At 38.4% G+C, this 25,682-nt stretch carries 19 protein-coding genes; 2 read left to right on the forward strand and 17 right to left on the reverse strand.

Annotated elements, in window-relative coordinates; genetic code table 11:
• Position 1 precedes the first annotated feature (1 nt).
• The 6 genes from ilvD to BC659_RS05405 form a co-directional block, all read right to left on the reverse strand.
• Entirely contained in the window at positions 2-1,684 is a 1,683-nt protein-coding gene (gene ilvD / locus BC659_RS05380) for a dihydroxy-acid dehydratase (protein WP_133473641.1), read from the reverse strand.
• 32 nt (positions 1,685-1,716) lie between these two features.
• The gene (locus BC659_RS05385) at positions 1,717-2,610 is read right to left on the reverse strand and encodes a branched-chain amino acid transaminase (protein WP_133473642.1); all 894 of its coding nucleotides are present in this window, start codon (positions 2,608-2,610) and stop codon (positions 1,717-1,719) included.
• A 370-nt stretch (positions 2,611-2,980) separates the two neighbouring features.
• Complete coding sequence (gene leuB / locus BC659_RS05390; RefSeq protein WP_133473643.1) at positions 2,981-4,093, reverse strand: 3-isopropylmalate dehydrogenase; 1,113 nt, start codon at positions 4,091-4,093, stop codon at positions 2,981-2,983.
• Positions 4,094-4,102: 9 nt separating this feature from the next.
• Positions 4,103-4,687 (reverse strand): 3-isopropylmalate dehydratase small subunit, encoded by a 585-nt coding sequence (gene leuD, locus BC659_RS05395; protein ID WP_133473644.1) that lies wholly within the window; start codon positions 4,685-4,687, stop codon positions 4,103-4,105.
• A gap of 16 nt (positions 4,688-4,703) precedes the next feature.
• Positions 4,704-6,104 (reverse strand): 3-isopropylmalate dehydratase large subunit, encoded by a 1,401-nt coding sequence (gene leuC / locus BC659_RS05400; protein ID WP_133473645.1) that lies wholly within the window; start codon positions 6,102-6,104, stop codon positions 4,704-4,706.
• 69 nt (positions 6,105-6,173) lie between these two features.
• Positions 6,174-7,376: a 2-isopropylmalate synthase gene (locus tag BC659_RS05405; RefSeq protein ID WP_246027083.1), complete on the reverse strand. Its 1,203-nt coding sequence runs from the start codon at positions 7,374-7,376 to the stop codon at positions 6,174-6,176.
• Positions 7,377-7,554: 178 nt separating this feature from the next.
• Between BC659_RS05405 and BC659_RS05410 the strand changes: the two genes are divergently transcribed.
• Positions 7,555-9,102, forward strand: a complete 1,548-nt coding sequence (locus BC659_RS05410) for a hypothetical protein (RefSeq protein ID WP_133473646.1) — start codon at positions 7,555-7,557, stop codon at positions 9,100-9,102.
• Position 9,103: 1 nt separating this feature from the next.
• Here the strand turns inward: BC659_RS05410 and BC659_RS05415 are convergent, their stop codons facing one another.
• Entirely contained in the window at positions 9,104-9,832 is a 729-nt protein-coding gene (locus BC659_RS05415; protein WP_133473647.1) for a hypothetical protein, read from the reverse strand.
• Positions 9,833-9,958: 126 nt separating this feature from the next.
• Here BC659_RS05415 and BC659_RS05420 point away from each other — a divergent pair, with 126 nt between their 5' ends.
• Positions 9,959-11,542, forward strand: a complete 1,584-nt coding sequence (locus BC659_RS05420; RefSeq protein WP_133473648.1) for an amidohydrolase family protein — start codon at positions 9,959-9,961, stop codon at positions 11,540-11,542.
• A gap of 87 nt (positions 11,543-11,629) precedes the next feature.
• On the opposite strand, the gene BC659_RS05425 is transcribed toward BC659_RS05420, so the two are convergent.
• The 10 genes from BC659_RS05425 to BC659_RS05470 all read right to left on the reverse strand — a co-directional run bounded on the left by BC659_RS05425 (position 11,630) and on the right by BC659_RS05470 (position 25,680).
• A complete protein-coding gene (locus tag BC659_RS05425; protein ID WP_133473649.1) occupies positions 11,630-13,852 on the reverse strand; it encodes a PAS domain S-box protein in 2,223 nt (740 codons plus the stop codon).
• 94 nt (positions 13,853-13,946) lie between these two features.
• Positions 13,947-15,812, reverse strand: coding sequence for a PAS domain-containing sensor histidine kinase (locus BC659_RS05430; protein ID WP_133473650.1), 1,866 nt, complete (start codon positions 15,810-15,812; stop codon positions 13,947-13,949).
• Positions 15,813-15,942: 130 nt separating this feature from the next.
• Positions 15,943-17,727: an AMP-dependent synthetase/ligase gene (locus tag BC659_RS05435; protein WP_133473651.1), complete on the reverse strand. Its 1,785-nt coding sequence runs from the start codon at positions 17,725-17,727 to the stop codon at positions 15,943-15,945.
• 49 nt (positions 17,728-17,776) lie between these two features.
• Entirely contained in the window at positions 17,777-18,046 is a 270-nt protein-coding gene (locus tag BC659_RS05440) for a 2TM domain-containing protein (protein ID WP_133473652.1), read from the reverse strand.
• 93 nt (positions 18,047-18,139) lie between these two features.
• Positions 18,140-19,147 (reverse strand): tetratricopeptide repeat protein, encoded by a 1,008-nt coding sequence (locus BC659_RS05445; RefSeq protein ID WP_133473653.1) that lies wholly within the window; start codon positions 19,145-19,147, stop codon positions 18,140-18,142.
• Positions 19,148-19,157: 10 nt separating this feature from the next.
• The gene (locus BC659_RS05450; protein ID WP_133473654.1) at positions 19,158-20,393 is read right to left on the reverse strand and encodes a DUF1015 domain-containing protein; all 1,236 of its coding nucleotides are present in this window, start codon (positions 20,391-20,393) and stop codon (positions 19,158-19,160) included.
• Positions 20,394-20,448: 55 nt separating this feature from the next.
• On the reverse strand, positions 20,449-21,390 hold the full coding sequence (locus tag BC659_RS05455) for a phosphatase PAP2 family protein (protein ID WP_133473655.1): 942 nt from the start codon (positions 21,388-21,390) through the stop codon (positions 20,449-20,451).
• A gap of 1 nt (position 21,391) precedes the next feature.
• Positions 21,392-22,708: a DUF4833 domain-containing protein gene (locus BC659_RS05460; protein ID WP_133473656.1), complete on the reverse strand. Its 1,317-nt coding sequence runs from the start codon at positions 22,706-22,708 to the stop codon at positions 21,392-21,394.
• 30 nt (positions 22,709-22,738) lie between these two features.
• A complete protein-coding gene (locus tag BC659_RS05465; protein WP_133473657.1) occupies positions 22,739-25,300 on the reverse strand; it encodes a DUF5686 and carboxypeptidase-like regulatory domain-containing protein in 2,562 nt (853 codons plus the stop codon).
• Between the two features lie 8 nt (positions 25,301-25,308).
• On the reverse strand, positions 25,309-25,680 hold the full coding sequence (locus BC659_RS05470) for a GtrA family protein (RefSeq protein WP_133473658.1): 372 nt from the start codon (positions 25,678-25,680) through the stop codon (positions 25,309-25,311).
• Positions 25,681-25,682: the final 2 nt, after the last annotated feature.

Raw genomic sequence — 25,682 nt, forward strand, 5'->3', positions numbered from 1 at the left:
ATTATAATTCATCCGTTACGCAACCTTCTGATGCATCTTTAACTACCTGTGCATATTTAAACAACAAACCCTTTACAGCTTTTAGTGCAGGTCGCTTCCATCTTTTTTTTCTTTGTTCAATTTCAGCATCTGCTACTTTCAGTGTCATTTTTTTGGTTGCCACATTCAGTTCTATGATATCATCATCCTGTACCAATGCAATCAAGCCGCCATCATATGCTTCCGGTGTTATATGCCCTACAACAAATCCATGTGTACCACCACTGAATCGCCCATCAGTAATCAGTGCTACAGATTTACCAAGGCCGGCTCCAATAATAGCCGATGTAGGCTTCAGCATTTCAGGCATACCAGGTCCGCCTTTGGGTCCTACATAACGTATTACTACCACATCGCCGGGTTGTATCTTACCGGTATTAATACCATCAATCAATGCATGCTCACCATCAAAAACACGCGCGGGCCCCTCAAATAATTCGCCTTCTTTACCACTTATTTTTGCTACACTTCCTTTTTCTGCCAGATTTCCGTACAGTATCTGTAAATGACCTGTTGCTTTAACAGGATTTTCTAATGGATAAATAATTTTCTGTACATCAAAATCCAGATCCGGTACTACTGATAAATTTTCAGAAAGGGTTTTTCCAGTCACCGTCAGGCAATCACCATGTAATAAACCTTTTTGTAAAAGGTATTTCATTACAGAAGGCAATCCACCGTACTGATGCAGGTCCTGCATCAGGTATTTACCACTGGGTTTAAAATCTGCCAGTACCGGTATACGGTCACTGATTTGTTGAAAATCATCCTGTGTAAGTGTTACATCTACAGATTTCGCCATAGCGATGAGATGCAATACAGCATTGGTGCTTCCACCTAGTACCATGATAACTGTAATAGCATTCTCAAATGCCTTTCTTGTCATGATATCTTTAGGCTTGATATCTTGCTCCAGGAGGTATCGTATCGCTTTACCTGCATCTATACATTCCTGTTTTTTTTCTTCACTTAAGGCTGGATTAGATGATGAATAAGGCAAACTCATACCCAATGCTTCTATAGCAGATGCCATAGTATTGGCAGTGTACATACCTCCACAGGCACCGGCACCTGGGCATGCGTGTTGCACAATCCCTTTAAAATCTGCTTCCGATAAATTACCCGCAATCTTTTGTCCTAATGCTTCAAAAGCAGAAACAATATTTAAATCCTGTCCCTTATAATGTCCGGGAGCGATTGTACCGCCATATACCATGATGGCTGGCCTGTTTAAACGTCCCATCGCAATGAGTGAGCCTGGCATATTTTTATCGCAGCCCGGCAAGGCTATGATTCCATCATAATACTGAGCACCACAAACCGCTTCTATAGAATCGGCAATGATATCCCGGCTCACAAGTGAATAGCGCATTCCGTCTGTACCATTACTCATACCATCACTTACACCAATCGTATTGAAAATAAGTCCTACCAGATTATTATCCCATACACCCTGCTTTACCAGTTTTGCCAGATCGTTCAGGTGCATATTACAGGTATTACCATCATAGCCCATACTTACTACGCCCACCTGTGCTTTTGCCAGATCCTCTTCTGTAAGACCGATACCATAAAACATGGCCTGTGCAGCAGGTTGTGTAACATCCTGCGTAATTGTCCTTGAATATTTATTGAGTTCTTTCATATGATATTTTCACTGCGTTTACACTGAATACTTTAGTTATTGATTGTTTCAGCTGTATACTCTTTTTCTAAGACACAGTTCTTATATGCTTTCTGTAATTCACTTCCCAGACTATTTTCCCATGGTTGGGCGAAAGGAATATTATCCATTGATTCCAATGCTACTACTTCAGCTGCAGTACCACAATAGAAAGCACTATCAGCACCCCTCATTTCTTCTGGTTTGAATTTTTTCTCTACTACTGGTATACCTAATATTTCACACAAGTCTAAAACAGTAGCCCTTGTTATTCCGGGAAGAATATTACCTGCGGCAGGTGTGTATAGTACCCCATCTTTTTCAAAAAACACATTGGCACCCGGACCTTCTGCTACATTGCCCTCGATATCGAGTAACAGGGCTTCATCAAATCCATTGTCTTTGGCTTCCTGACAAGCGAGTATAGAATTTACATAGTGACCGGATACTTTTGCATTGATCTTGAATCCACTGGGGTTAGGTCTTCTGTAAGAAGATGTCATAATACGCATCTGGTTACTCAGGTAACCATTGGTCCATTCCCATGCTGTAATAGCCAGATAACTCTCCTTTCCTTTCGACAAAGACATATTGGGAGAACAAAGTACAACAGGCCGTATATAGGCATTAGTGAAACTATTTCTCTCCAGCAATTCATATGTTAAATCTGTAAGTTCTTGAGTAGAAACAGAAAAGGGAATACCCATCACTTCAGCAGAGTACCTTAAACGATCATAATGTTCTTTCGCTTTGAATATTTTTGTTCCATTTGCCGTTTGATATGAGCGTATGCCTTCGAATACGGCATACCCATAATGCAATGACTGGCTATACAAATCGATTTTTGCATCTGCCGCATTCATAAATGCCCCGTTGAAATAAAGTACTGTTGACTCGCCGTAATACATATTGTTTGTTTTGCTGTAAATAAAAAAACCCCGCCTTTTGGAGGCGGGGCTTATGCTAAGTTTTTTATTGCGATTACATAAGGGCTCCTCCTCCGTTTAGTACAGGGATAATAATGACAACCACAATAATAATTGTGTTAATGCTGTTGGCAATATTGATACTGTTTCTAAACATAGAGGGTAGCTCGTTGATAACGAAGATAGTCCCACCTCTCAGAAAAACAAAGAACTTTTTTATTTATTTTCCCAACCGTTCATTTTATTACGAACGATCGTTTGTTATTACTATGCCTTAAAAGCCAAGTGCGGCGCATACTCCGAAAGCATTTGCCGCACTTGTTACCCAATTAATATATCCTTAGCAATGGATTTATATAATCGTCGATTTATTCAAACTTGTATTCACTCCAACATCAGAATCTTTGTTTCTATCAATATGATCTGCTACCAGATCGCCAATAGCTGTAGTTGAATAATTATTAACCGGATCAATATCTTTTGATACAAATCCATTCAGCAAAGTCCATTCAACTGCTTTCCGGACAGCCATAGCTTCCTGTTGTAATCCGAAGTGATCCAATAACATAGCTGCTGAGAGTATAGAGCCGAGCGGGTTGGCAATATCCTTCCCTGCTGCCTGTGGATAAGATCCGTGAATGGGTTCAAACAAGGCTACCGTATTACCGATAGATGCTGAAGGAAGTAATCCCAATGAACCACTCAACACACTGGCTTCGTCACTGATGATATCACCAAACATATTTTCTGTTAAAACCACATCAAACTGTGCAGGATTAAGGATGATCTGCATGGCAGCATTATCAACAAACATATAATCGACAGAAACATCAGGATAATTGGCACTCAGCTGCTGTACTACTTTACGCCATAGTCTTGAAGTTTCCAGCACATTGGCCTTATCTACCAGCGTAAGTTTTTTTCTTCTTTTCTGTGCATACTCAAATGCAAGCTTTGTAATGCGTTCAATTTCTTCTACAGAATAAGTACATTCATCAACAGCTACTGTTCCATCAGCTTGTAGCTCTTTTTTCCCGAAATAAATACCGCCCGTTAGCTCCCGAAAAATCACAAAATCAACATTCTCTAATTGTTTGGCCTTTAAAGGCGACATATGTTGCAGTGCTTTATAAGTATCAATCGGTCTGATATTGGCGAACAGTTGCAGCACTTTTCTTAGCTTCAACAATCCCTGTTCCGGGCGAACACTAGCTGCCGGGTTATTATCATATTTAGGATCACCGATGGCTCCGAACAAAATAGCATCACTTTGTAAGCAGGTATCCACTGTTGCATCGGGTAAAGGGTTACCGGTTTGATCAATGGCAACGGCTCCCATAACGGCATAACGATAATCAAACTGGTGACCAAAACGTTTGGCTACCGCATCTAATACTTTTACAGATTGGTTGGTAACTTCAGGTCCAATTCCATCTCCTGGTATAACGGCAATCTTTTTATTCATAGCTCAGGTTTACACAAGTGTTTGTTCAAATATTTCTATCTCCTGTTTCATACTAATGAGGTAATCAATATCATCATACCCATTCAATAAGCAGGTTTTCTTATAACTATTAATTTCAAATGATTCTTTTTCACCTGTAGTATCAATCTTAATACTCTGTTCTTCCAGATTGATAGTCAGTGAAGATGTTACCGGCTCTGCAAAAATCTTTTGCAGAAAAGAATCTGTTACGGTAACAGGCAAAAGCCCATTGTTCAATGCATTGTTTTTAAAGATATCTGCAAAGAAGCTGGAAACCACCGCTGCAAATCCATAATCTTTTATGGCCCAGGCTGCATGTTCTCTTGATGAACCACAACCAAAGTTTTTTCCTGCAACCAGTATCTCTCCTGTATATATAGATTGGTTCAAAACAAAATCTGTTTTAGGTTGCTGTTCGTCATCATTTGCATAACGCCAATCGCGAAACAGGTTTTTACCGAATCCATCTCTTGTAGTCGCTTTTAAAAAACGCGCAGGTATGATCTGATCGGTATCGATGTTCTCCATTGTAATGGGAACAAATCTGCTTTGTATGGTTGTTACTTTATTCATTTTTTTAGCCCTCGACTTATATTAATTCTCTTACATCTGTTACTACTCCCGTAATTGCTGCTGCTGCTGCTGTTAACGGGCTTGCCAGCAATGTTCTGGCACCTGCGCCCTGCCTTCCTTCAAAATTGCGGTTACTGGTACTGATGCAATATTCACCGGCTGGTATTTTATCTTCATTCATACCCAAACAGGCACTACAACCGGCCTGTCTTATTTCGAATCCCGCTTCTTTGAATATTTTATCCAATCCTTCCGCCTGCACCTGCTTGGAAACCTGTTGCGAACCAGGCACAATCATCACCTGAACGGCTTCATTTTTTTTTCTTCCTTTAATCAATGATGCCACCATACGCAAATCCTCTATTCTGGAATTGGTACAGCTTCCGATAAATACATGTTGTATCGGCATTCCTAATAATGATTTGCCACTTTCCAAACCCATATACTGCAGGGCTTTCATAATATTATTTCTTTCCCCTTCATCAGGAATACCTTCCACTACGGGTACCGTTCCATTGATCGCAATACCCAGCCCCGGATTGGTTCCATAGGTAATCATCGGTTCAATGAGAGATGCATCGATATGAATTTCCTTATCAAATACTGCATTTTCATCGCTGTATAATGTTTTCCATTCCGCTATTTTTTTCTCCCATTGTTCACCTGAAGGGGCAAATTGCCTGCCTTTTAAATAGCTGAAAGTAATTTCGTCCGGTGCAATCATACCACCCCTAGCTCCCATTTCAATACTCATATTACAGATCGTCATCCGGGCTTCCATGGATAATGACCGTATAGCCGAGCCTGCATATTCAACAAAAAAACCTGTAGCACCGCTGGCCGAAATCTTTGAAATAATATAGAGAATGATATCTTTTGATACCACTCCTTTATTCAACGTTCCTTCAATATTGATACGCATCAATTTGGGACGGGTTTGCATCAGACATTGTGATGCAAATACCATTTCCACTTCACTGGTACCGATTCCGAATGCGATGGTTCCGAAAGCACCGTGTGTAGATGTATGACTGTCGCCACAAACAATCGTCATACCCGGTTGCGTAATTCCCAATTCAGGCCCGATTACATGAACAATACCCTGAAAAGGATGACCCAGACCATATAATTCAATCTGGTGTTTTTTACAGTTTTCAATGAGTTGCTGTACCTGTAAACGCGACAGCTCGTCTTTGATAGGTAAGTGCTGATTCAATGTGGGCACATTATGATCGGCTGTTGCCACGACCTGATTGGGACGTAAAACAGAAAGTCCCCGCTTTTCAATGCCTTTAAAGGCCTGGGGACTTGTTACTTCATGTATGAAATGTTTATCAATATATAATACCGACGGGCCTCCGTCGATCTGTTTGACTACATGTTTGTCCCAGATTTTTTCAAATAATGTCTTCGCCATACTTTCTGAATAAGTGCCTGGCACTGATGTGCCAGGCTGAAAAATTAAACCTATGCTGATGAGAAAATCCTATGCCATTGCAGGTTCAGGCGTATAAGCCTTTGCCATTGCATGCAGATCACTTTCCTCTACTTCTTTTTTTCTGTCTGCTACCTGTAAAAAAGACTGATATAAAATATCAATATCATTGCGGTTATACTGGTAACCCAACTTCTGAAAACGATGTGCCAGTGCACTTCTACCACTTCGGGCGGTTAATACAATTTTACTTCCTTCTGCACCCACTTCTTCCGGATTGATGATTTCATAAGTTTGTGCATCTTTCAAAAATCCATCCTGATGAATGCCGGATGAATGAGAAAATGCATTTGCACCAACAATGGCCTTATTAGGTTGAACAGGCATACGCATAACATCAGAAACTTCACGGCTGATAGGATTTAACTGCTGCGTTTGTACCTGTGTATAAAATCCTAGATCTTTATGCTGCTGCAATATCATAACCACTTCTTCCAATGAGGTATTACCGGCTCTTTCACCCAATCCATTAATGGTACATTCTATTTGTCTTGCTCCATTAATGACGCCTGCTATGGCATTCGCTGTAGCTAGGCCCAGATCATTATGACAATGGCAGGATATTACCGCTTTATCGATATTGGGTACATTGTTTTTCAAATAAGCAATTTTCTCTCCATATTGGTGTGGCAGGCAATAACCTGTTGTATCAGGAATATTGACAACGGTAGCACCAGCTGCAATAACCGCTTCAATAACCCTAGCCAGGTATCCGTTTTCGGTACGGCCTGCATCTTCAGCATAAAATTCTACATCATCGGTAAAATTGCGGGCCAATTTCACTGCCTGCACTGCCCGGGTTAAGATTTCATCCTGCGTAGCATTGAACTTCGCTTTTATATGGTAGTCTGAAGTACCGATACCCGTGTGAATACGGGGACGTCTGGCATATTTCAGTGCCTGTGCTGCCACTTCAATATCTTTCTGTACGGCCCGGCTTAGACCGCACACTGTAGCATTTTTAACTGCTTTGGCAATTTGCTCTACCGATTCAAAATCGCCGGGAGATGAAATAGGAAAACCAGCTTCTATAATATCTACACCCAATGCTTCCAGTTTAAGGGCCAGTTCCAGTTTTTCCTTTGTATTGAGTTTACAACCCGGCACCTGCTCACCATCGCGTAATGTGGTATCGAAAATATAGACCTGCTGACCCATCTCGTCTTCTTTTTTATAGTTAGGATAAAAAAGCAAGCTGAAGGATTTTGTTAACGATTGCCTGTATTAACAAATCATCAGCCTGCTTATCTTCGAATATAGATGAGTTATTAAGCGGTTTCAGATCAAAATTGATGTTATTTTACACTGCATAAACGGCTCATATTCCCGTAAAAACCTTATCAATAAAGGATTTTTATTCATCAGATTTACCATGCCTAACCGTAGTACCGATACCCTTTTTCAACTGATTCAGTCCCTCGAAACGGCTGAAAAACGGCATTTTAAGCTGCATATGAAAAGTCATGCGGGCGGTTCAGGCGATCTTAAAGTGGTTCAGTTATTTGATGCTATGGATAAAATGAAACAGTATGATGAAGAATTACTGCTTAAAAAACATCCCGGCATACAGAAAACACAATTATCTAACCTGAAAGCACGTCTTTACCAGGAAGTACTCACCAGTTTGCGGTCTTTGAAAAAAGAAGAAAATATTGACCTGCAATTACATGAGCAACTTGATTTTGCCCGTTTACTATACAATAAAGGTTTATACCTCCAGAGTCTCAAAATACTTGACAAGATTAAAGAGCTGGCCCGTACCCATCAGCAGGTGACTTATATTTTACAGGTTGTTTTCCTGGAGAAAAAGATTGAAGCGCTTCATATTACCAGAAGTATGCAGGACAGGGCCGAAAAACTCAGTGCTGAATCAGCAGAAATCAATAGTCGGTTACAACTGATTGGTCAACTATCTGACCTCTCTTTATTATTATACAGCTGGTATATACAGCATGGTCATGCCAGAAACGAAAAAGACAGGGAAGAGGTTGATAAATTATTTAAACAGGATTTACTGGAGCAGGTAAAAAGCTGTGATGGCTTTTATGAAAAACTATATCGTTACCAATGCTATTGCTGGTACGGTTTTATCGTTCAGGATTTTTTACTGTATTACCGGTATTGTCAGAAATGGGTAGATCTTTTCAATCAGTCACCCAAAATGATCGAAGTAGAAACAGCACATTATATAAAAGGTATGCATAACCTGCTGAGTGCTCATTTTGATTTACGAAACCATAAAAAATTTGAAGAAGCTATTCAGCAGTTTGAAAAATTTACACATGAGCCTGTTGTCCAGGAAAACCATAATAATCTGATCCAGACTTTTTTATACCTCTATACTGCCAAGTTGAATAAACATTTCATGGAGGGTACTTTTACAAAGGGGCTGGCATTGGTTCCTGAAATTGAAGCAAAGCTGAAGGAATATGAGATTTATCTCGACAGGCACCGCATTCTGGTATTTTACTACAAATTTGCCTCTCTTTATTTCGGTTCCGGCGATCATGAAAAAAGTATTGATTACCTGAATAAAATCATCAACTTAAAAGTCGACTTGCGTACTGATCTTCAGTGCTATGCACGTTTGCTTCATCTGATTGCCCATTATGAACTAGGCAATTTCGATCTGCTTGAATACCTGCTCAAATCTGTCTACCGTTTTATGGCCAAAATGGAAAACCTGAGTACGGTTGAAGTAGAAATATTCTCCTTTCTTAAACAATCTTTTAAACTTACCCCACGCCAATTGAGGCCACAGTTTGCATTACTGCTGAATAAACTGAGACCTTTAGAGAAGAACAGCCTTGAGAACCGTGCCTTTATGTACCTGGATGTTATTTCCTGGTTAGAGAGTAAGATGGAAGGGAAGCCGGTTCAGGAAATAATCAGAAAAAAATATCTGGATGCACAAGTTTGATTTATTTTTCTTTTAGTCCATATTGTTGATTGATTTGATCAATTATTTCTTTACTTTTTTCAATAAATAAATCATAGCGTTTGAATAATTGATCGGAAGGAATCAGAGCTTCGCACATTAGTTTTCCTCTTGCTGAAGTGATTAACTGATAGCGATTATCTGAATCAGATTGATCATTAATATTTTCAAAAAGAAAATCCAATAATCTTTGCTGCGCATTGAGCCAGCCACCTTCTGAAGATTTAATCTGTGGCAAAGCTTCCTGATATAAATAAAGAATATTCTGTAACAAGGCATCATTCTCTATATAACTCAGTCTACCACTTGATTTAAACCCTTCATAACGACTCATATTAGGCCTAAGCCATACATTACTTTTTATCGTTCGCATAATACCGGAAAAAGTGTCTTTATCAGCAGGCTTATCTTTATTCAAAGAAGAAAGATATGTATACATCGTATCAAAGTCTTTAAAGCTTCTAACAACTTCTGCCGTTTCTTCTATATCTTCCTGGAGATCACTCTTAAGACCTAATAAAAAAGATTTTACCTGCTTCTGTTCTGTTCTGTGCTCACTCCAGCCATGGAGCCATATACTTAAGCTAACCGCAAATACAATAATCAATACTTCTATACCAAACTCTTTAAGTTTATGCATAAATCCATGCTCCTTACTCGTCCATATTTTATACACTTTTTTTGTGTGTTTGATTACTTCCTGATCTGCCATAATATCACTTTTTGCATATACAATGTAATACGGATAATTGATTTATAATTGAAAATTATATAATCTATTTAAATTATCAATACTGCGTTACATATTTCCTATTTTCATTCCTCAATTCTTACTGCCATGAAAAAAACATTGCTGCTTTGCCTGTCTTTTTGCTTTAGTATTTTTATTCTGTATGCCCAGATTGCTAAAGCACCGGAAGTAAAAGATGGCGACGGCCCTTACACACAACTCATTATCCGAGGTGTTACTTTAATTAATGGTACCGGCGCTCCCCCGCTTGGACCCATGGATATTGTGATTGAAAACAATCGAATCGTACAGATTCAGGGTGTAGGCAGCCCTGGACTACCCATCAACCAAAACAGAAGACCTGTATTAAAAGCAGGTGGTAAAGAGCTGAACTGTGAAGGCATGTATGCTTTACCCGGATTAATAGATATGCATGGACATATTGGCGGTACTGCACAGGGCACACCTGCAGAATATGTGTTTAAACTATGGATGGCACATGGCATTACCACGATTCGTGATCCTTCAGCCGGAAATGGTTTGGAGTGGGTACTAGAACACAAAAGAAAAAGTGCTGCGAATACCATCACAGCGCCCCGAATTTTTGCATACACAGCCTTTGGTCAGGGTAACAGAAGTGCTATTACCAATGCCGAACAGGCGCGTAACTGGGTCAGGGAAAATGCTAAAAAAGGGGCTGATGGTATCAAATTTTTCGGTGCTTCTCCTGAAGTAATGGATGCGGCTGTTCGTGAAAATAAATTATTGGGACTACGCTCAACTGCTCACCATGCGCAAACAGATGTAGCCCGCTGGAATGTGCTTAACTCAGCAAGAGCAGGTATGACAAGTATGGAACACTGGTATGGTTTGCCGGAAGCATTATTCACGGATAAGACCCTACAAAACTATCCTGCTGATTATAATTACAACAATGAACAACACCGCTTTGAAGAAGCCGGTAAATTATGGAAACAGGCAGCACCGCCTTATTCCGAACACTGGAACAAAGTAATGAATGAATTGATTTCACTAGACTTTACCCTTGACCCTACTTTTAATATTTATGAGGCCAATCGCGATCTTCACCGTGCAAGAAGAGCAGAATGGCACGAAGACTATACCTTACCTTCTCTCTGGAAATTCTATGAACCAAGTTACCAGAGTCATGGCTCATACTGGCATAACTGGGGTACTGAGCAGGAAGTAGAATGGAAGAATAATTACAGGTTATGGATGAGTTTTATCAATGAATACAAAAACCGGGGCGGACGTGTAACAGCAGGCTCCGATAACGGTTTTATCTATCAGACCTATGGATTTGGTTATATCCGGGAACTCGAACTTTTGCGTGAGGCCGGATTTCATCCTTTAGAAGTTATACGTTCTGCAACTTTATATGGCGCTCAGGCACTGGGTATGGAAAAAGAATTAGGCAGTATTGAAGTAGGTAAACTGGCAGATATTGTTATTGTAAATGCGAACCCGCTAAAAAATTTACAGGTACTGTACGGCACAGGTGCTATTGAGCTTACCAAAGACAATAAAATTGTTCGGACAGGTGGTGTTCAATTTACCATTAAAGATGGTATTGTATACGATGCCAAAAAATTACTGGCTGATGTTAAGAAAATAGTTGATGCTGAAAAAGCTAAAACAGGTTGGAAACTGAAACAACCCGGCATTGAATAAAACTAGTAACAACTGATTTTTTGATATACCAAGCCACAGGTTCACAGATAATTTTTTATCTGTGAACCTGTGGCTCTTTATAGGTAACTACTTAACAATGAGGATATCATTCGTAATCGGATACTCAATTTTTACTTTACAACCATGGCCGGGTGAAGATTGAATATTAAGTTTACCTGCATACAATTCAGTCCTGGTTTGAATATTGTTCAGCCCTATCCCACTTCTTTTTTGCTCGGTATCAAAACCTTTTCCGTCGTCGATAATGGACAGTCGGATTTTTTCTTCCCGGTATAATTCTATTACCACCTGTTTAGCTTGTGCATGCTTGACTATATTGTTCATCTGCTCCTGCACAATACGGAAAATATTCAGTTTAAATTCATAACTGATATCCTCTTCATGAAAATTATCATAGAAAAAATCAAGCTGTATGGTATTTGCCATATGAATATCTTCTAATAGCCCATCAATAGCTTTACACAAACCAAAATCTTTTATCAAAGGTGTAACGAGCGCTTTCGATAGTTTACGGATTTCTTCAATGGCATTATAAATAAAACCTGATGATTGTTTTAACAATGCTTCTGCATTACCTGTTCCTTTTTCTATAGTAGCAATATACATCATCGCTACGGTTAACTGCTGGTTTACATTATCATGCAACTCACGGCTTATTTCGTACCGCTCTTTTTCCTGTACCCGTATTACGGCTTCTGTAATTTCCTTTTGTCGTGCATTACGTTCTTCTTCCAGCTTTTTTTCCAGTTTTATTTTTTCTGTTACATTATTCGCTAGTGCGATAACAGCTTTTTTTTCTTTGAAATATAATTTCTGAGAATACACTTCCATAAAAAGAGCATCTCCATTACTCTTTTTATGCTTCCATATTATCTGATGTACATTTTCCGAGCTGTCATTTTTTAGATTGTTTACAAACAATTTATACTGTGCGACCTCTTCTTCTCCTTCACGAAGATCGAGCGTTTTTAATCTGAGAAAATCTTCACGTGTATATCCATATTCACGTTGGGCTGTATCATTTACTTCCAGTATTTCATATGTTTCTATATCCCAGATATAAATCGACATAGGATTATTAAAGAACAGGTTTCTATACCGTTCCTCAGATTCTTTAATGGCTTCTTCCGCTTTTTTCTTTTCCGTTACATCTCTTGAATTAGAAACAATACCTTTTACAGCTGGGTCGTTGAGTAAATTAGTGAGTTTTGTTTCCAACCATCTCCATTCTCCCTTAGCATTTTTAAACCGGAAATATTGTATCTCATGGTAGTCTGAGTTTTGAATGAAATCAAAATGCCGTCCGATTTGATTTAACTCATCCGGATGGATAAAATCAAAGACAGATTTACCTATAATTTGTTCTGATGTATATCCAAGTACCTGTTCTACACTCGGACTGGAAAATGTAAAGATGGCATTCTCATCCAGGATCTTGATCATATCTGACCCGTTCTGTACCAATGATCTGAATCTTTTTTCACTATTCTGAACCTGTAGCTCTGCTAATTTTCTTTCAGTTATATCCTGCATGGATCCGATCATTCTAACCGGTTTGCCATTTTTATACAGCAGATATCCCTTGTCTAAGACATAAGCACTGGTTCCATTTGCCCGCTGAAAACGATATTCATCACTCCATAGTTCTCCACTGTTGCCCGCACAGGTGTTCAATAATCGCTTTACGACCCCATCTCTTTCTTCCGGATGGATTTTTTCTGACCAAAACCCAAGATCACTTTCATCATCAGGTAATTCATAACCAAAAAGACGCTTAAGATTTTCTCCTGCCCATAATATGCGTTGGCTGCTGATATTCATATCCCAGACAACATCATTGGTTGCTCTGGTTACAAATTTGTATCGCTCATTACTTTCAGTTAAGTTTTCAAGACTTTTTTTACGTTCAATACTGTATTGTATTGACTTGGCAAGTAATTTTTCATCAAATTCCCCTTTTATCAGATAATCCTGTGCCCCGCTGGCCATGGTTTCCAGCGCTATTTCCATATCAATTAATCCCGTTAAGACAATAATAGGTATGGAAGCTGCATATTCATTAACAGATTCATAGGATTGTAATCCGTTACTATCCGGAAGACTAAGATCCAATAAAACAAGGTTTATTTCTTCTTTTTGCAATGCCTGTTTTGCTTCTGTAGCACTCACTACTTTAATTAGCCGATGAATCGGTAATGAAGTGGTCTTTAATAGTTCTTCCAGAAGAAACAGATCTCCGGGATTATCTTCCACAACTAATATTGACAATGCGTGCTGACTATCTGACATGGCCCGCCATTTGAATAATTGAATATTTCAGTTCTCTCATGTGTTGTAATAACAAGATACTAAACATTTAAAGAAGGAACGTACGATCGTTGTTTTATATTCTCTTTGAAATTGAAAAGAAAAAAGTACTCCCTTTTCCCGGCTCCGACGACACCCATATTTTTCCCCCATGACGCTCAACAATCTTCTTGCAAATAGCAAGCCCGATACCTGTTCCGCTATATTCAGTTCGGCTATGTAAGCGCTGGAAAATAACAAATATCTTTTCATGAAATGATGCATCAATTCCAATACCGTTATCTTTTACCGCAAAAATATATTCATCTTCATTTTCCTCAAAACTCATCGATATTTCAGGTGCCTGATTCCCATGGTATTTTAAAGCATTACTCACCAGATTCTGGAATAACTGAAATAGCTGTGTTTTATTAGCCTTTACCACCGGCATTTTCCCAATATGAATTACAGCTCCTGTTTCTTCACAGGTTTTATAAAAAACATCTTTTAACGTTGCGAGAAGTTCTCCTGTATCGGTTTCCTGAAATACTTCGGCACTTGATCCAACTCTTGAGTATTCCAATAAATCCATGATCAGCGTTTTCATTCTTTCAGCACCATCTACCGCAAAATGTATATACTGATCTGCTGTTTCATCTATTTTTCCTTCATACCTCTTCCTGAATAGTTGTAAAAAACTGGTTACCATTCGTAATGGTTCTTGTAGATCATGCGAGGCCACATAAGCAAACCGTTCGAGTTCAACATTGGAATTTATGAGTTCATCAGCTCTTTTTTTAAGCCGGTTGTTTAACTCAAGTAACAGTGATTCAGACTCTTTTCTTTGTGATACATCCTGAGTGGCTCCGATCATTCTTTCGGGATTACCTTCTTTATCTCTAATAATATAACCTTTATCGAACACATAAGCATATGTTCCATTCGCTCTCCTGAATCTATACTCATCTTCCCAGTATAATTCTTTCGTTTGAAATAAAATATACTTTCTTTTTTCCAGCATATTTTGTAAATCAGCAGGGTGTACCCTGTCTATCCAAAAGTTTTTTTCATGTGCAGCTTCTTCGATTTCGTATCCAAAAATATTTTTGAGACCATCTCCTACCCGAAGTACTTCATCTTTTTTTATGTCCCAATCCCAAATAGCATCGTTTGTTGCTTTTGCTACATAATGGAAACGTTCATTTGTTTGGAGCAGAATCGCCTCTTTTTCCTTGGCTTCGGTTATGTCATGTACATTTATGATAACACCAATTATTTCTCCATTTTCTTTTAATGGCGCATATCGTATTTCTACAATTATTTTAGGGTGTTCTGATGTAGAAGGAATTTCAACTATGTTTTGACGGATTGCGCCATTTAACACATCAGCATACAACTGTTTCAGGTATGGAAGCCTTTGAGGATCGGCACTATCAAATATTGACCTGCCTTTTTCAAACGGAACACCTAATAATTTCCTTGATTTCTCCTCGGTTACTTTATTAAAATTGATAATGTTAAGATCTTTATCCAGAACAATAAAAAGTTCATTGGTGTTATTCAGGATTACACGCATATTTCTTTCGGCAGTGCGTAGTTCCTCTTCGCGTTTTTTTAATTCTGATATATCATGGATAATCGTAAAGGTTTTTTGCTCATTACCTTCTTCACTAAATATGACAGATGAAACCCAGATAGGGAATTTTTCCCCGTTCTTTTTGATACCTATCAATTCACAAACTACTTTACCGCTTTCCTGCCTCTTTTTCAGATGATCAACCAGACCAGGCGAATCAATATCTATAATTTGTTTTCGACCTACGCCACGAAATTCTTCCTGAGTATACCCAAACATCTGGCATGCGGCTGCATTTGCATCCAGTATCGTGCCATCTGTTTTGGTAAGAAAGAATGCATCCATCGCATTTTCGATCATTACCCGATAAACGCCCGTATCAGTCATAATTGGTATAAATTATTAAATACTACAATGATTCTTATTTAACTAATAAATAAATCCCACTGTTATTCAGGATATATATCCTTATTCTAATCCTTATACTATTTGCTACTGGGGCGATTAACAAAATGCATCAGGCATAAATATGTTCTATTGCTGCTTTGAATTTCTCCATGACTACTTTTCGCTTCAAACTCATTTTAGGTGTCATTTCACCTGTGTCAATCGTCCATTCCTGTGGCAGTAATTCAAATTTTTTTATCTGTTCTACATGGTTAAAATAACCATTATAGCTTTCTACCAGTTCACGATATAAGTCTAACACTCTTGGATGATGAACAGCATCTTCATTTGTGGTATAATTAATTCCTTTTTCTCTCATCCAATCTTTCAAAGTAAGGAATGAAGGTACAATCAATGCAGCTACAAATTTTCTTTCTGAACCTATTACCATTATCTGTTCTATAAAAGGACTTTCTTTTAATTTATTTTCTATGGGTTGTGGTGCTACATATTTTCCTCCACTTGTTTTGAACAGTTCTTTTTTCCGGTCGGTAATTTTCAGAAACTTTCCATCTTCTAGAATACCGATATCCCCGGTATGTAACCAGCCATCAACAATTGCTTCAGCAGTGAGATCCGGTCGCTTATAATATCCTTCCATTACACTGGGACCTGCTACACAAATCTCTCCGTCTTCGGCTAGTTTTAATTCTACCCCATTGATTAAGGGACCGACTGTACCAAATTTTGTAAGACCTTTACCCTGTCTGTTTACACTGATCACAGGACTGTTTTCTGTTGGTCCATAACCCTCATAAACCGGTATTTTAGCTGCATTGAATATGCGCAATAATTTCACCTGACAGGCCGCTCCTCCTGTTACAATAAAAGATACATTACCTCCCAGTGCTTCTCTCCATTTACTAAAGATTAATTTATTAGCCAATGCAAGTTGCATATTGTACCACAGGCCTCCACTTTTTAAATTATCATACTGTTCCGCAAGGTCTACAGCCCAGAAAAATAATTTTCGTTTAATCCCTGTCAACTCATTTCCCTTGGTCATAATTCTTTCAAACACTTTTTCGAGGAGACGAGGAACTGTTGTAAAACCATCAGGTTTAATTTCCCTTAGATTGTCTCCGATGGTTTCCAGACTTTCTGCATAATAAATGCTAATACCACTAAACAAGTAGATATAAGTAACCGTTTTTTCGAAAATATGATTTAAGGGTAAAAAGCTGAGAACTTTCGATTCGGGCGCATCATTAAAAGGAAAACTTTCTTTTGAAAACTGCAGGTTTGAGTAAATATTTCTGTGACTCAACATTACACCTTTAGGTGTACCTGTTGTTCCTGATGTGTAGATAATGGTAGCCAAATGTGAAACAGGAATGGTTTTACTGATTTCACTTATCTGCTTTACGGTTTCAGGTGTAGCAAGATCTGTTACTTCGGTCCAATGTCTTGCCCCTTCAATTCTATCAAAAGTATAAATGGTTTTGATAGATGGCACTTTTGCAGCCACCATTTTTGCTTTCTCCAGCAATTCAGCAATACTCACAAATAAATACTGCACTGCCGCGTCGTTCAAAATAAATTCCAATTCTACAGGGCTTGTTGTTGGATATACAGGAACGAGAATAGCACCAATTTGCTGACAGGCGAGATCTGTAAAAATCCATTCGGGCCTGTTATTGCTGATAATTGCAATTTTATCACTCGATTCCGGTGTAATATCTCTCGCACTAACACCCAACTGCACTAAACCAGCGCTAAATCTGTTTACCGTATCTGCTACCTGTTCTGTGCTATAGCTTACCCACTGTCCGTTTTCCTTTGCAGCTAACATATCCCTTTTAGGAAAATGCTGTAACTGATGCTGTAAGCAATCAAAAAGTCTTTTTACAATCATATGGCAATCATTCAAATAAAGTAAAACACTTCAGACAACTATATTATTATTACTTCTTAAGTTTCTCATATTCTTCCTCAGCGAGATCACGAACACTACCATTATAGGCATTAAAATACTGAAATCCCAATGCAATGCCCCAGCCCAACATAACCCAAATTGGCCAGGGAGTACCTACAAAGCCCGTTATTCTTCCGATCCTAAACCACCAGATTGCCCATAAAAAAGCTATAATCACAATGTAGGCAAATAAGCTTCTTTTAAAAGAAGCTCTTTTTTTAGCTATACGCCAAAGTCTTTCATCTTTCTGGCTCTCCATAAAAGCAATTTAGAACATTGAATTTAAGCAAAAAAGCCCACAAATAAAAAAGCCCGCGGCAATAGCTACGGGCTTTAGACAATATTTTGACTACTATTTTGAAAAATAGTACTGACCAACCGGCATTTTAAACAGCCGTGTTTTCTGATAGGATTCGAAAGCGGATGCTTCTTTCGGATGTGTATTTTTCCATACATTGAAAGCGTCCTGATTTACAGGTTCAACAAACAACCATTGATTATAGGCTTCAAATAGACCCTCCCGTATAAAATACTGTTGTTGATTAAACAATGTGAAAGGAAATTCGGTATTTGTTTTAAACCAATCCAATACCCATTTTGAGCGGATGGAAGTACTCGTTTCAGGTTGAAAACCAACTGTTACCGTCGGAACTATTTTTTCCAGTATCTGTAATGCATTTTTTTCAAACACTGACGGATTATTTTTGAGCTGCTGAGGTATAATTGCAGGTAAAAAGAGTTTTTGCCATGCATTCAGTACAGCCTTCTTTACATCAGTTGTTCTTTCTGTAAAACTTTCGAGGTTTACAAAAATCTCTCCATACAAGGCCACACGTATCCAGTTAGCCGTTTTACTGTAATATATACAGGCATTATAATAATTATTGCTGTAATTCGGATCGGCCTTTATTCCTTTTTCCCATTGTTCTATAGCCTCACCTGCAGCATTATCCATGGCAAGTAATTCGCCCAGCTCGTTATAAATAATAGTACTATTAGGAAACTTTTTTAAAGCGGTCTTATACAATTTAATACCCTCTTTATATGATGCAGTTGCTTTATAGGAAAGACCCAGTATCTGAAATACCTGCTCATCTGCATCTGCTCTTTCTGTGAGTATTTTACCAATCTGTATGGCTTTGCCGAAGTCTCTTTTCAGGTAACAGGCATATGCCAGATCTTTCTGAATAGAAATATCCGCGGGTGCTTGTTTGGCAGCTGTTTCCAGAATAGCAACAGCATTGTCGAAATCGCCCTGCATTAACATAGACTTGGCTGTTTCCTGTAATTTCTTTCCGGGTTCCTGAGCAATTACTGTAAAACTTATCAATAGGAAGATTACCGATATAATAATTCGCATAACTGTATTTTTAGTCCGCTATGAGGTGCGTCAGCAGTCCATCACGCAATTTAGGTTCAAACCAGGTACTTTTTGGAGGCATCACTTGTCCACTATCAGAAATATCAAACAGCTGATCAATAGTTACCGGGTATAAACTGAAAGCCGCTGCAAAATCACCGCTATTTACTTTTTTCTCCAGTTCCGCCAATCCTCTGATACCACCTACAAATTCAACACGGGTATCGGTTCTAGGATCTTTGATGTCTAATAATGCATCCAGCACATGATTCTGCAATACAGTCACATCCAGGATACCGATGGGATCATCCGTATAAGTAGCAGGTTTTGCCTTCAAGGTATACCAGTTTCCTTCCAAATACATGCCAAACTCATGTAATGCTGCTGGTTTTACGGCTTCTGCACCTTTTAACTGAATATCAAAATTTTGTTTCAGTGCTTCTACAAAAGCTGTTGCCGTCATTCCATTTAAATCTTTTACTACCCGGTTATAATCCATGATTTGCAACTGAGCTGATGGAAATAAGGTAGTAAGAAAATAATCAGCCCCGGGACCAGCTTCTTTGCCAAGCGATTTACGCACTTTAGCCGCAGAAGCAGCCCTATGGTGACCATCTGCTATATAGGTATAAGGAATCTGAGTCTCAAAAATTTTCGTGATCTGATCGCATGTATCTGAATCATTTACTATCCAGATCGTATGCTGAATTTCGTCGTCTGCTGTGAAATCATATACAGGAGATTTGGTTTCTTTCCATTTTTCAATTACCTGATCTATCGAATCATGACTTCTATATGCCAGAAAAACATTACCTGTTTGTGCGCCGGAAATACGGATATGATTGATCCGGTCCAGTTCTTTTTCAGGGCGCGTAAATTCATGCTTGCGTATGATATCGTTCTCATAATCATCGATACTACTTATACAAACAAGTCCTGTTTGTTTACGGCCGTTCATAATTAACTGATAGATATAATAACACTCTTTTGATTCGCGAAATAATACTTCACGTTTCATGAATGCATCCAGATTTGATTTTGCCTGTTCATATACCTCCTGGGCATGAATATCTACCGAATCAGGTAAATCGATTTCACTTTTAGTAATATGAAGAAATGAACTTGGGTTTCCTTGTGCTTCAATTTTTGCTTCAGCACTACTTAGTACATCATAAGGTCTGCTGGCCACCTGTTTTGCCAGTTGTGGTTGCGGGCGTAATGCCCTGAAGGGTTTAATAATTGCCATTGTACAAATATCCGTAAATAATTATAAAAGAAACGTTATGAAAGATTTACTTCGGCTATTCTATTACACGTGCATACCTGTCAATAGCATTTTTAACGGTTTTTTGCCTGTCTGAAAACCAGAAGAATAGAAAGATGCCTACGATGGCACATGTGATACCTGCAAGGACATCCAGCACGTAATGATGGCTTGTATATATCGCTGAAAACCATATACCAAACATGATAACAGCAAAGAAAATATTTACCCACTTTAATTTGAACTTCAACCCGTAGTATAATACTATCAATGGATAAGCCGAGTGTAAGGAAGGCATAGCAGCAAATACATTGGAGCTTTTCTCATATAACGATTTAAAAATCGTAACCCCAAAGTATGTATCAAACCTTTCCAGACCTGCTGTATTTCCAGGAGTACTGGCTTTAAATAAAAAACCATATTCTTCTACATACCAGGGTGGTGCAGCAGGATAAACATAATAAATAATAAAGCCAATGATATTTACCAATAGAAAAGTCAATGAGAATTGTAAAAACCATTTTCTATTTTTAAAAAAGAGAAATGCTGCAAAACCTAAGGGAACAGGAACCCAACTCAGATAAAAAAAACCTGTTAAAACATCTAACCAGGTTTGGCTATTGGCACGCCAATATTCATTTGGCGTCAATAATTCAGTTTCCTGAGAAATACCAAAAAGTTTTTTTTCTGTGCTATATAAATCATTGATATGCACTTCCTGATAGAGATAGTTAGGGAAGGCCTTCATAAAATCGAAAATGATCCAGAAGACAATAAATATTGAAAATCCCAGAATAAATTTTCTTGTGATTGCTGAAAGATAATAACATGTATTAAATAAGATAACCAGACTTAGTTGATCCTGTTTATATCCGATCAGCCATACACTTAGCAATAAATAGAACAAGGAAACAGCCGTAGTAATCAGCAAGTGCCTTACTGAAAAAAAAGGTTGTTTTGCTATTGATGGACCTGTCATATCAGGGTTTGAATCTTTGCATTACTTCTTTTCCGGTTTGCTCATCAATACCCTTCATTTCCATGTAAACCACATTCGGCGACCAGAAAGTTCCTCCATCTACTTTAATAAATATCCGGTTTAATATTGCCTGCTGATTATTGATGGTTGTGTAAACCCTGTATTGATTATCCTTTGGAGATCGCATCAGGTATAAAGGACGTTTTTTATAGGAAACAAAATGAAGTTTATAAGAGTCTTTAGCCAGCATTTGAGACTTTATACCATATGCAAAAACCCGCTGTATATAAGATAGTTCCTTTTTATGCCCTCCTTCAGGATAACGGATCCAGAATACATGTACCGGATCATCTTCATCCAGTTCTCCATTTTTATTATAGTTCAATTCACATATAATAGTATTTGTATTGGCTGTTCTTTGCAGGTAAAAAAGTTGTTTGCTATTTCCTTTGGGTACAGGGAAAGTATCCTGAGGGTCGACCACTGTTTTATAATTTACAGATGGTTTTTCTTGTTGCGCATAACTACTATTTGATGGAGTTAGTGCTGCCATAAATAAGAAAAAGGCTATAATAGCAGGTACTCCGATAGTTTTTGGTACTTTCAGTAAAGCATCTTTGGCATCCAGTGCTTTCTTCGAACTGCGCAGTCTGCTGATAGCAGTAAGATTCGTTAATACTGCCATTAGCGTGAGGGGTAAAGTAAATATGGACATTGTTTCTAGTACATGAAATTTCACTCCACTAATATACCATTTCCAGTCGCCTCCCAGATATTCGCCTGCTATACCACAGGCAATAGCCGAAACACCTATTAATACAACCCGTTCCGGTCTTTGCATCAATCCATCCTTACATTCTATGCCCAACCCTTCTGCTCTTGCCCTTGTATAGCTTACCATCATAGAGCCTATCATAGCTATGAATGCAAATAATGAACTAAGAAAATAATGATGGGCGATCAGGTAATAGCAAATACCCAGAAACATAATCAGCTCACTATATCGGTCAAGCACAGAATCGAACATTGCACCAAATGACGAACTCATTTTGCCCAACCGGGCCACCTGACCATCAAGCATATCAAAAAGCCCGGCAAAAAGCACCAGCGCACCTGCCCAACCCACATATGATAAATCGCCACGATTACCTCTTTCACCACCTTCAATAAAGATTACCGCCACTCCAATATTAAGTACAAACCCAATCATGGTAACCATGTTTGGCGTAAGCCCCATTTTAATCAATCCTTTTACAAAGGGATCAATTACTACGTAAATAGCTTTCTGCAATTTTATTCTTAAAGGAACTTTTTCCATGATATTCTATGATGCAAATTAAATACTAAATCAGAAATCAAATTTAAAACGCGCCCTAACGCCCCATGTACTGATATTTGGATTCTCCTTATAATTAAACCTGCGAATAAGGTCTACCCTGAAGAGTTTGAAAATATTTCCAATACCCACACTTCCTTCTATATACGGCTTTTTACTCAGTGAGAAAGTAGTTGGCACACCCAGTGTTGTCGGAAACTTGATTAAATCAGGATTTTTATCCGGATTATTCTGATCACGTATACCACCGTAAATAATTTTCATACTTAATAGCTCGCGGAGCTTCAGCTTTTTCAACAAAGGAATACGGTTAAATATCAACCCGTTAAAATGATGATCCAATAGAAGCGTAGCATAATGATCACTTACAAACTCCTGAAAATTCATAAGATTATAAGAATTCAACTGGTAGGCATAGGTCTGATTAGCGCGGTGAACCGTTAATAACTGGTAAGGAGCAGAACCAAATGTATACCCTCCTTCTACTACCACATCACTATAACCCAGCTGCGACATAAACACCCTTTTTTCAACGCGTAGATTGATATTCTGGTAATTGTATTCGCTTTTGAAGAGGCCTTTTACACCGGCTGTAAAACGAAGTGTGAAAATGGGATATTTATTAATAATAGGTATCCTGAATACTTTACCCTGATAAAATTGCTCCTTTGGTGCCCAGCGCACCTGTGCAGAAAACTCAGAAGTATTAATAGAAGGAATATTTACCACATTACCATTTACAATTTTATTGTACACGATAGAGCCTGCTGGCGTATGACGCCAGTTGCGATAGCCTAATGTAAATGACAATCTATTTTGTAATTCATGCACATATTCGAGTTTGAATATATCGTTGTAAATCCATTTATCATTATTACCCCGCTTGAAAGAAAGGAAAAAGTTGTCTTCCTGAACAAATTGTAATTCCTGACCAGGAATTTTTGTGTCGTGCTGGTAACTTGCCCTTACAAATTTCAACGGGAAGGTATAGATGGATTTATTATTCAATGAATAGGTTGTTCCAAAAAAGTATTTAAACTTTTCATCTTTAAAACCATATGCACCATAGGTTTCAAAATAGATACGCTTGCTTAGCTTGGGTGTTGTTCTGCCTCCCAGCCGAAGTTTGAATCCTTCTACCGGATTAAATCCATAGAATGCTGCAGCCGGACCTACTTCAAATCCACCACCACCTACAGATGTATACCCTGAAAAAAGAAAAGTTGCAATCGCCATAGTTCTGCGGAACGAGGGCATTTTCTCCAGGCTGTCGATATTGGAATAAATTTTCGACTCGGTGCCCGTTAATGTATCATGCCTGTTTTTTTCCCAGAAACTATCAGGGAGTTTATCAATTTTATCGCTTTGTTTCACAAGGGAAGGTCCGTCATATAAAGTGTCGGCCCTTGCCTCATTAATGCGGTAATTTTTAAATGAGACCGTTCTTTCACCAAAGAAACCGCCACTGGCACCTTTTGTAGCAGCTGCTTCTGCCATAACATTGCTCTTGCTCAGGTGATAGCGACCATCGGGATTTTGTTCAAAATCAAGATCGATACGAAGTTCCCGCACAAAATTCAGGTTCACATTTTTACTCAGGAACATATCCAGTTTCTGTACTGCATAATTACCGTCCAGTGTGATATACATGGTACCACGAAACAAAAGATCATTGGTATTTCTTGGCGTGAAATACATTTTAATCAGTTTTTTTCCACTTTCGTCTGTTACTGTATCGCGGATATAAAACATATAAAATGTAGGGGCCAGATCGGCAATCGGACTTAAAAACTGATACGTAAAGAGAGGTATATTATCATCATAGATATCTACATCCATGATTAATCTGTTGAGATACTGACTCACGCCATCATTATCTATATATTCACCATAATTCACCCTTTTCTCTCCTCTGATGATAGACTTGGTTTTTTCCGGCTTTTTACGGTAGTATTTCTGCGTAAGTTTTTCCTCCAGATATACTGGTAATAAGGTTTTACCCTGCAGTTTGGTGGTGTCTCTGTTTTCAAACAAAAACTGGTACTTACGCAACATTCTGCTGTTAGCGAGTTTTTCCGGAACGCTGCTTAGCGATACTTCCAGTTTTTCGTACTGATCATATTCCACATAGTCATATTTCTCGGGTCTGTTCAGAGGTTTATTATCAATAACCCTTCTGATGAGGTCGACAGCAGGATTGTTTTTATTCCGGTATTTAGCACGTTTATTAGTAGAAACGGTAACATTATTGATGGCCTTCGGATCTGTTTCCAATTCAAAATCAATCACCTGTTCTTTTCCAGGTATAATTGTTTTCTGCACATTCAGATAACCTACATAGGAAGCTACTATAATATTAATACTCCCGGTTGAACGTAATGTAAATTGACCCAGACTATCTGTAACCGTACCACGGCCACCTTTAAATACCACGCTCACGTATTGTAATGGTTGTTTACTGACTGCATCTACAACCGTTCCTTTAATGACTGTTTGTGCCATACTTTGTACAAAGCCAAGAAGAATCAATATTCCTATCATTCCCCACCTTACAACAGCTCTTTTACTTTTCATTTTTGTTATTATTTGAACACGAATTTTTTTTGTAACAGATAATTATAGGTAAACCCTACAATAAGAGATACGATAATTTTTGATACCAGGGGGGTAAGTCCTACATATTCCTTTACCACAAATACACCTCCGGATACAAGCAATAGATTACCCATCCATACTAACAGGTATTTAAAAGCCTGCCGGGTCATTTTACCATGCAATGCATCAAATACCCATACCCTCCCCAGTAAAAAATTGGTAATACCTCCCGAGACGGTTCCTGTAATGCTTGCTGCCAGATACCAGCAGTTGAATACTGCTGTCAATACAATAAAGACAGCAAAATCAACAATAGTAGCAGCTAATGAAGCAGCTTGTGCTTTTACAAAAGTAACCATCA

Origin of the sequence: Sediminibacterium goheungense (assembly GCF_004361915.1) — a bacterium.
Taxonomy (GTDB): domain Bacteria; phylum Bacteroidota; class Bacteroidia; order Chitinophagales; family Chitinophagaceae; genus Sediminibacterium; species Sediminibacterium goheungense.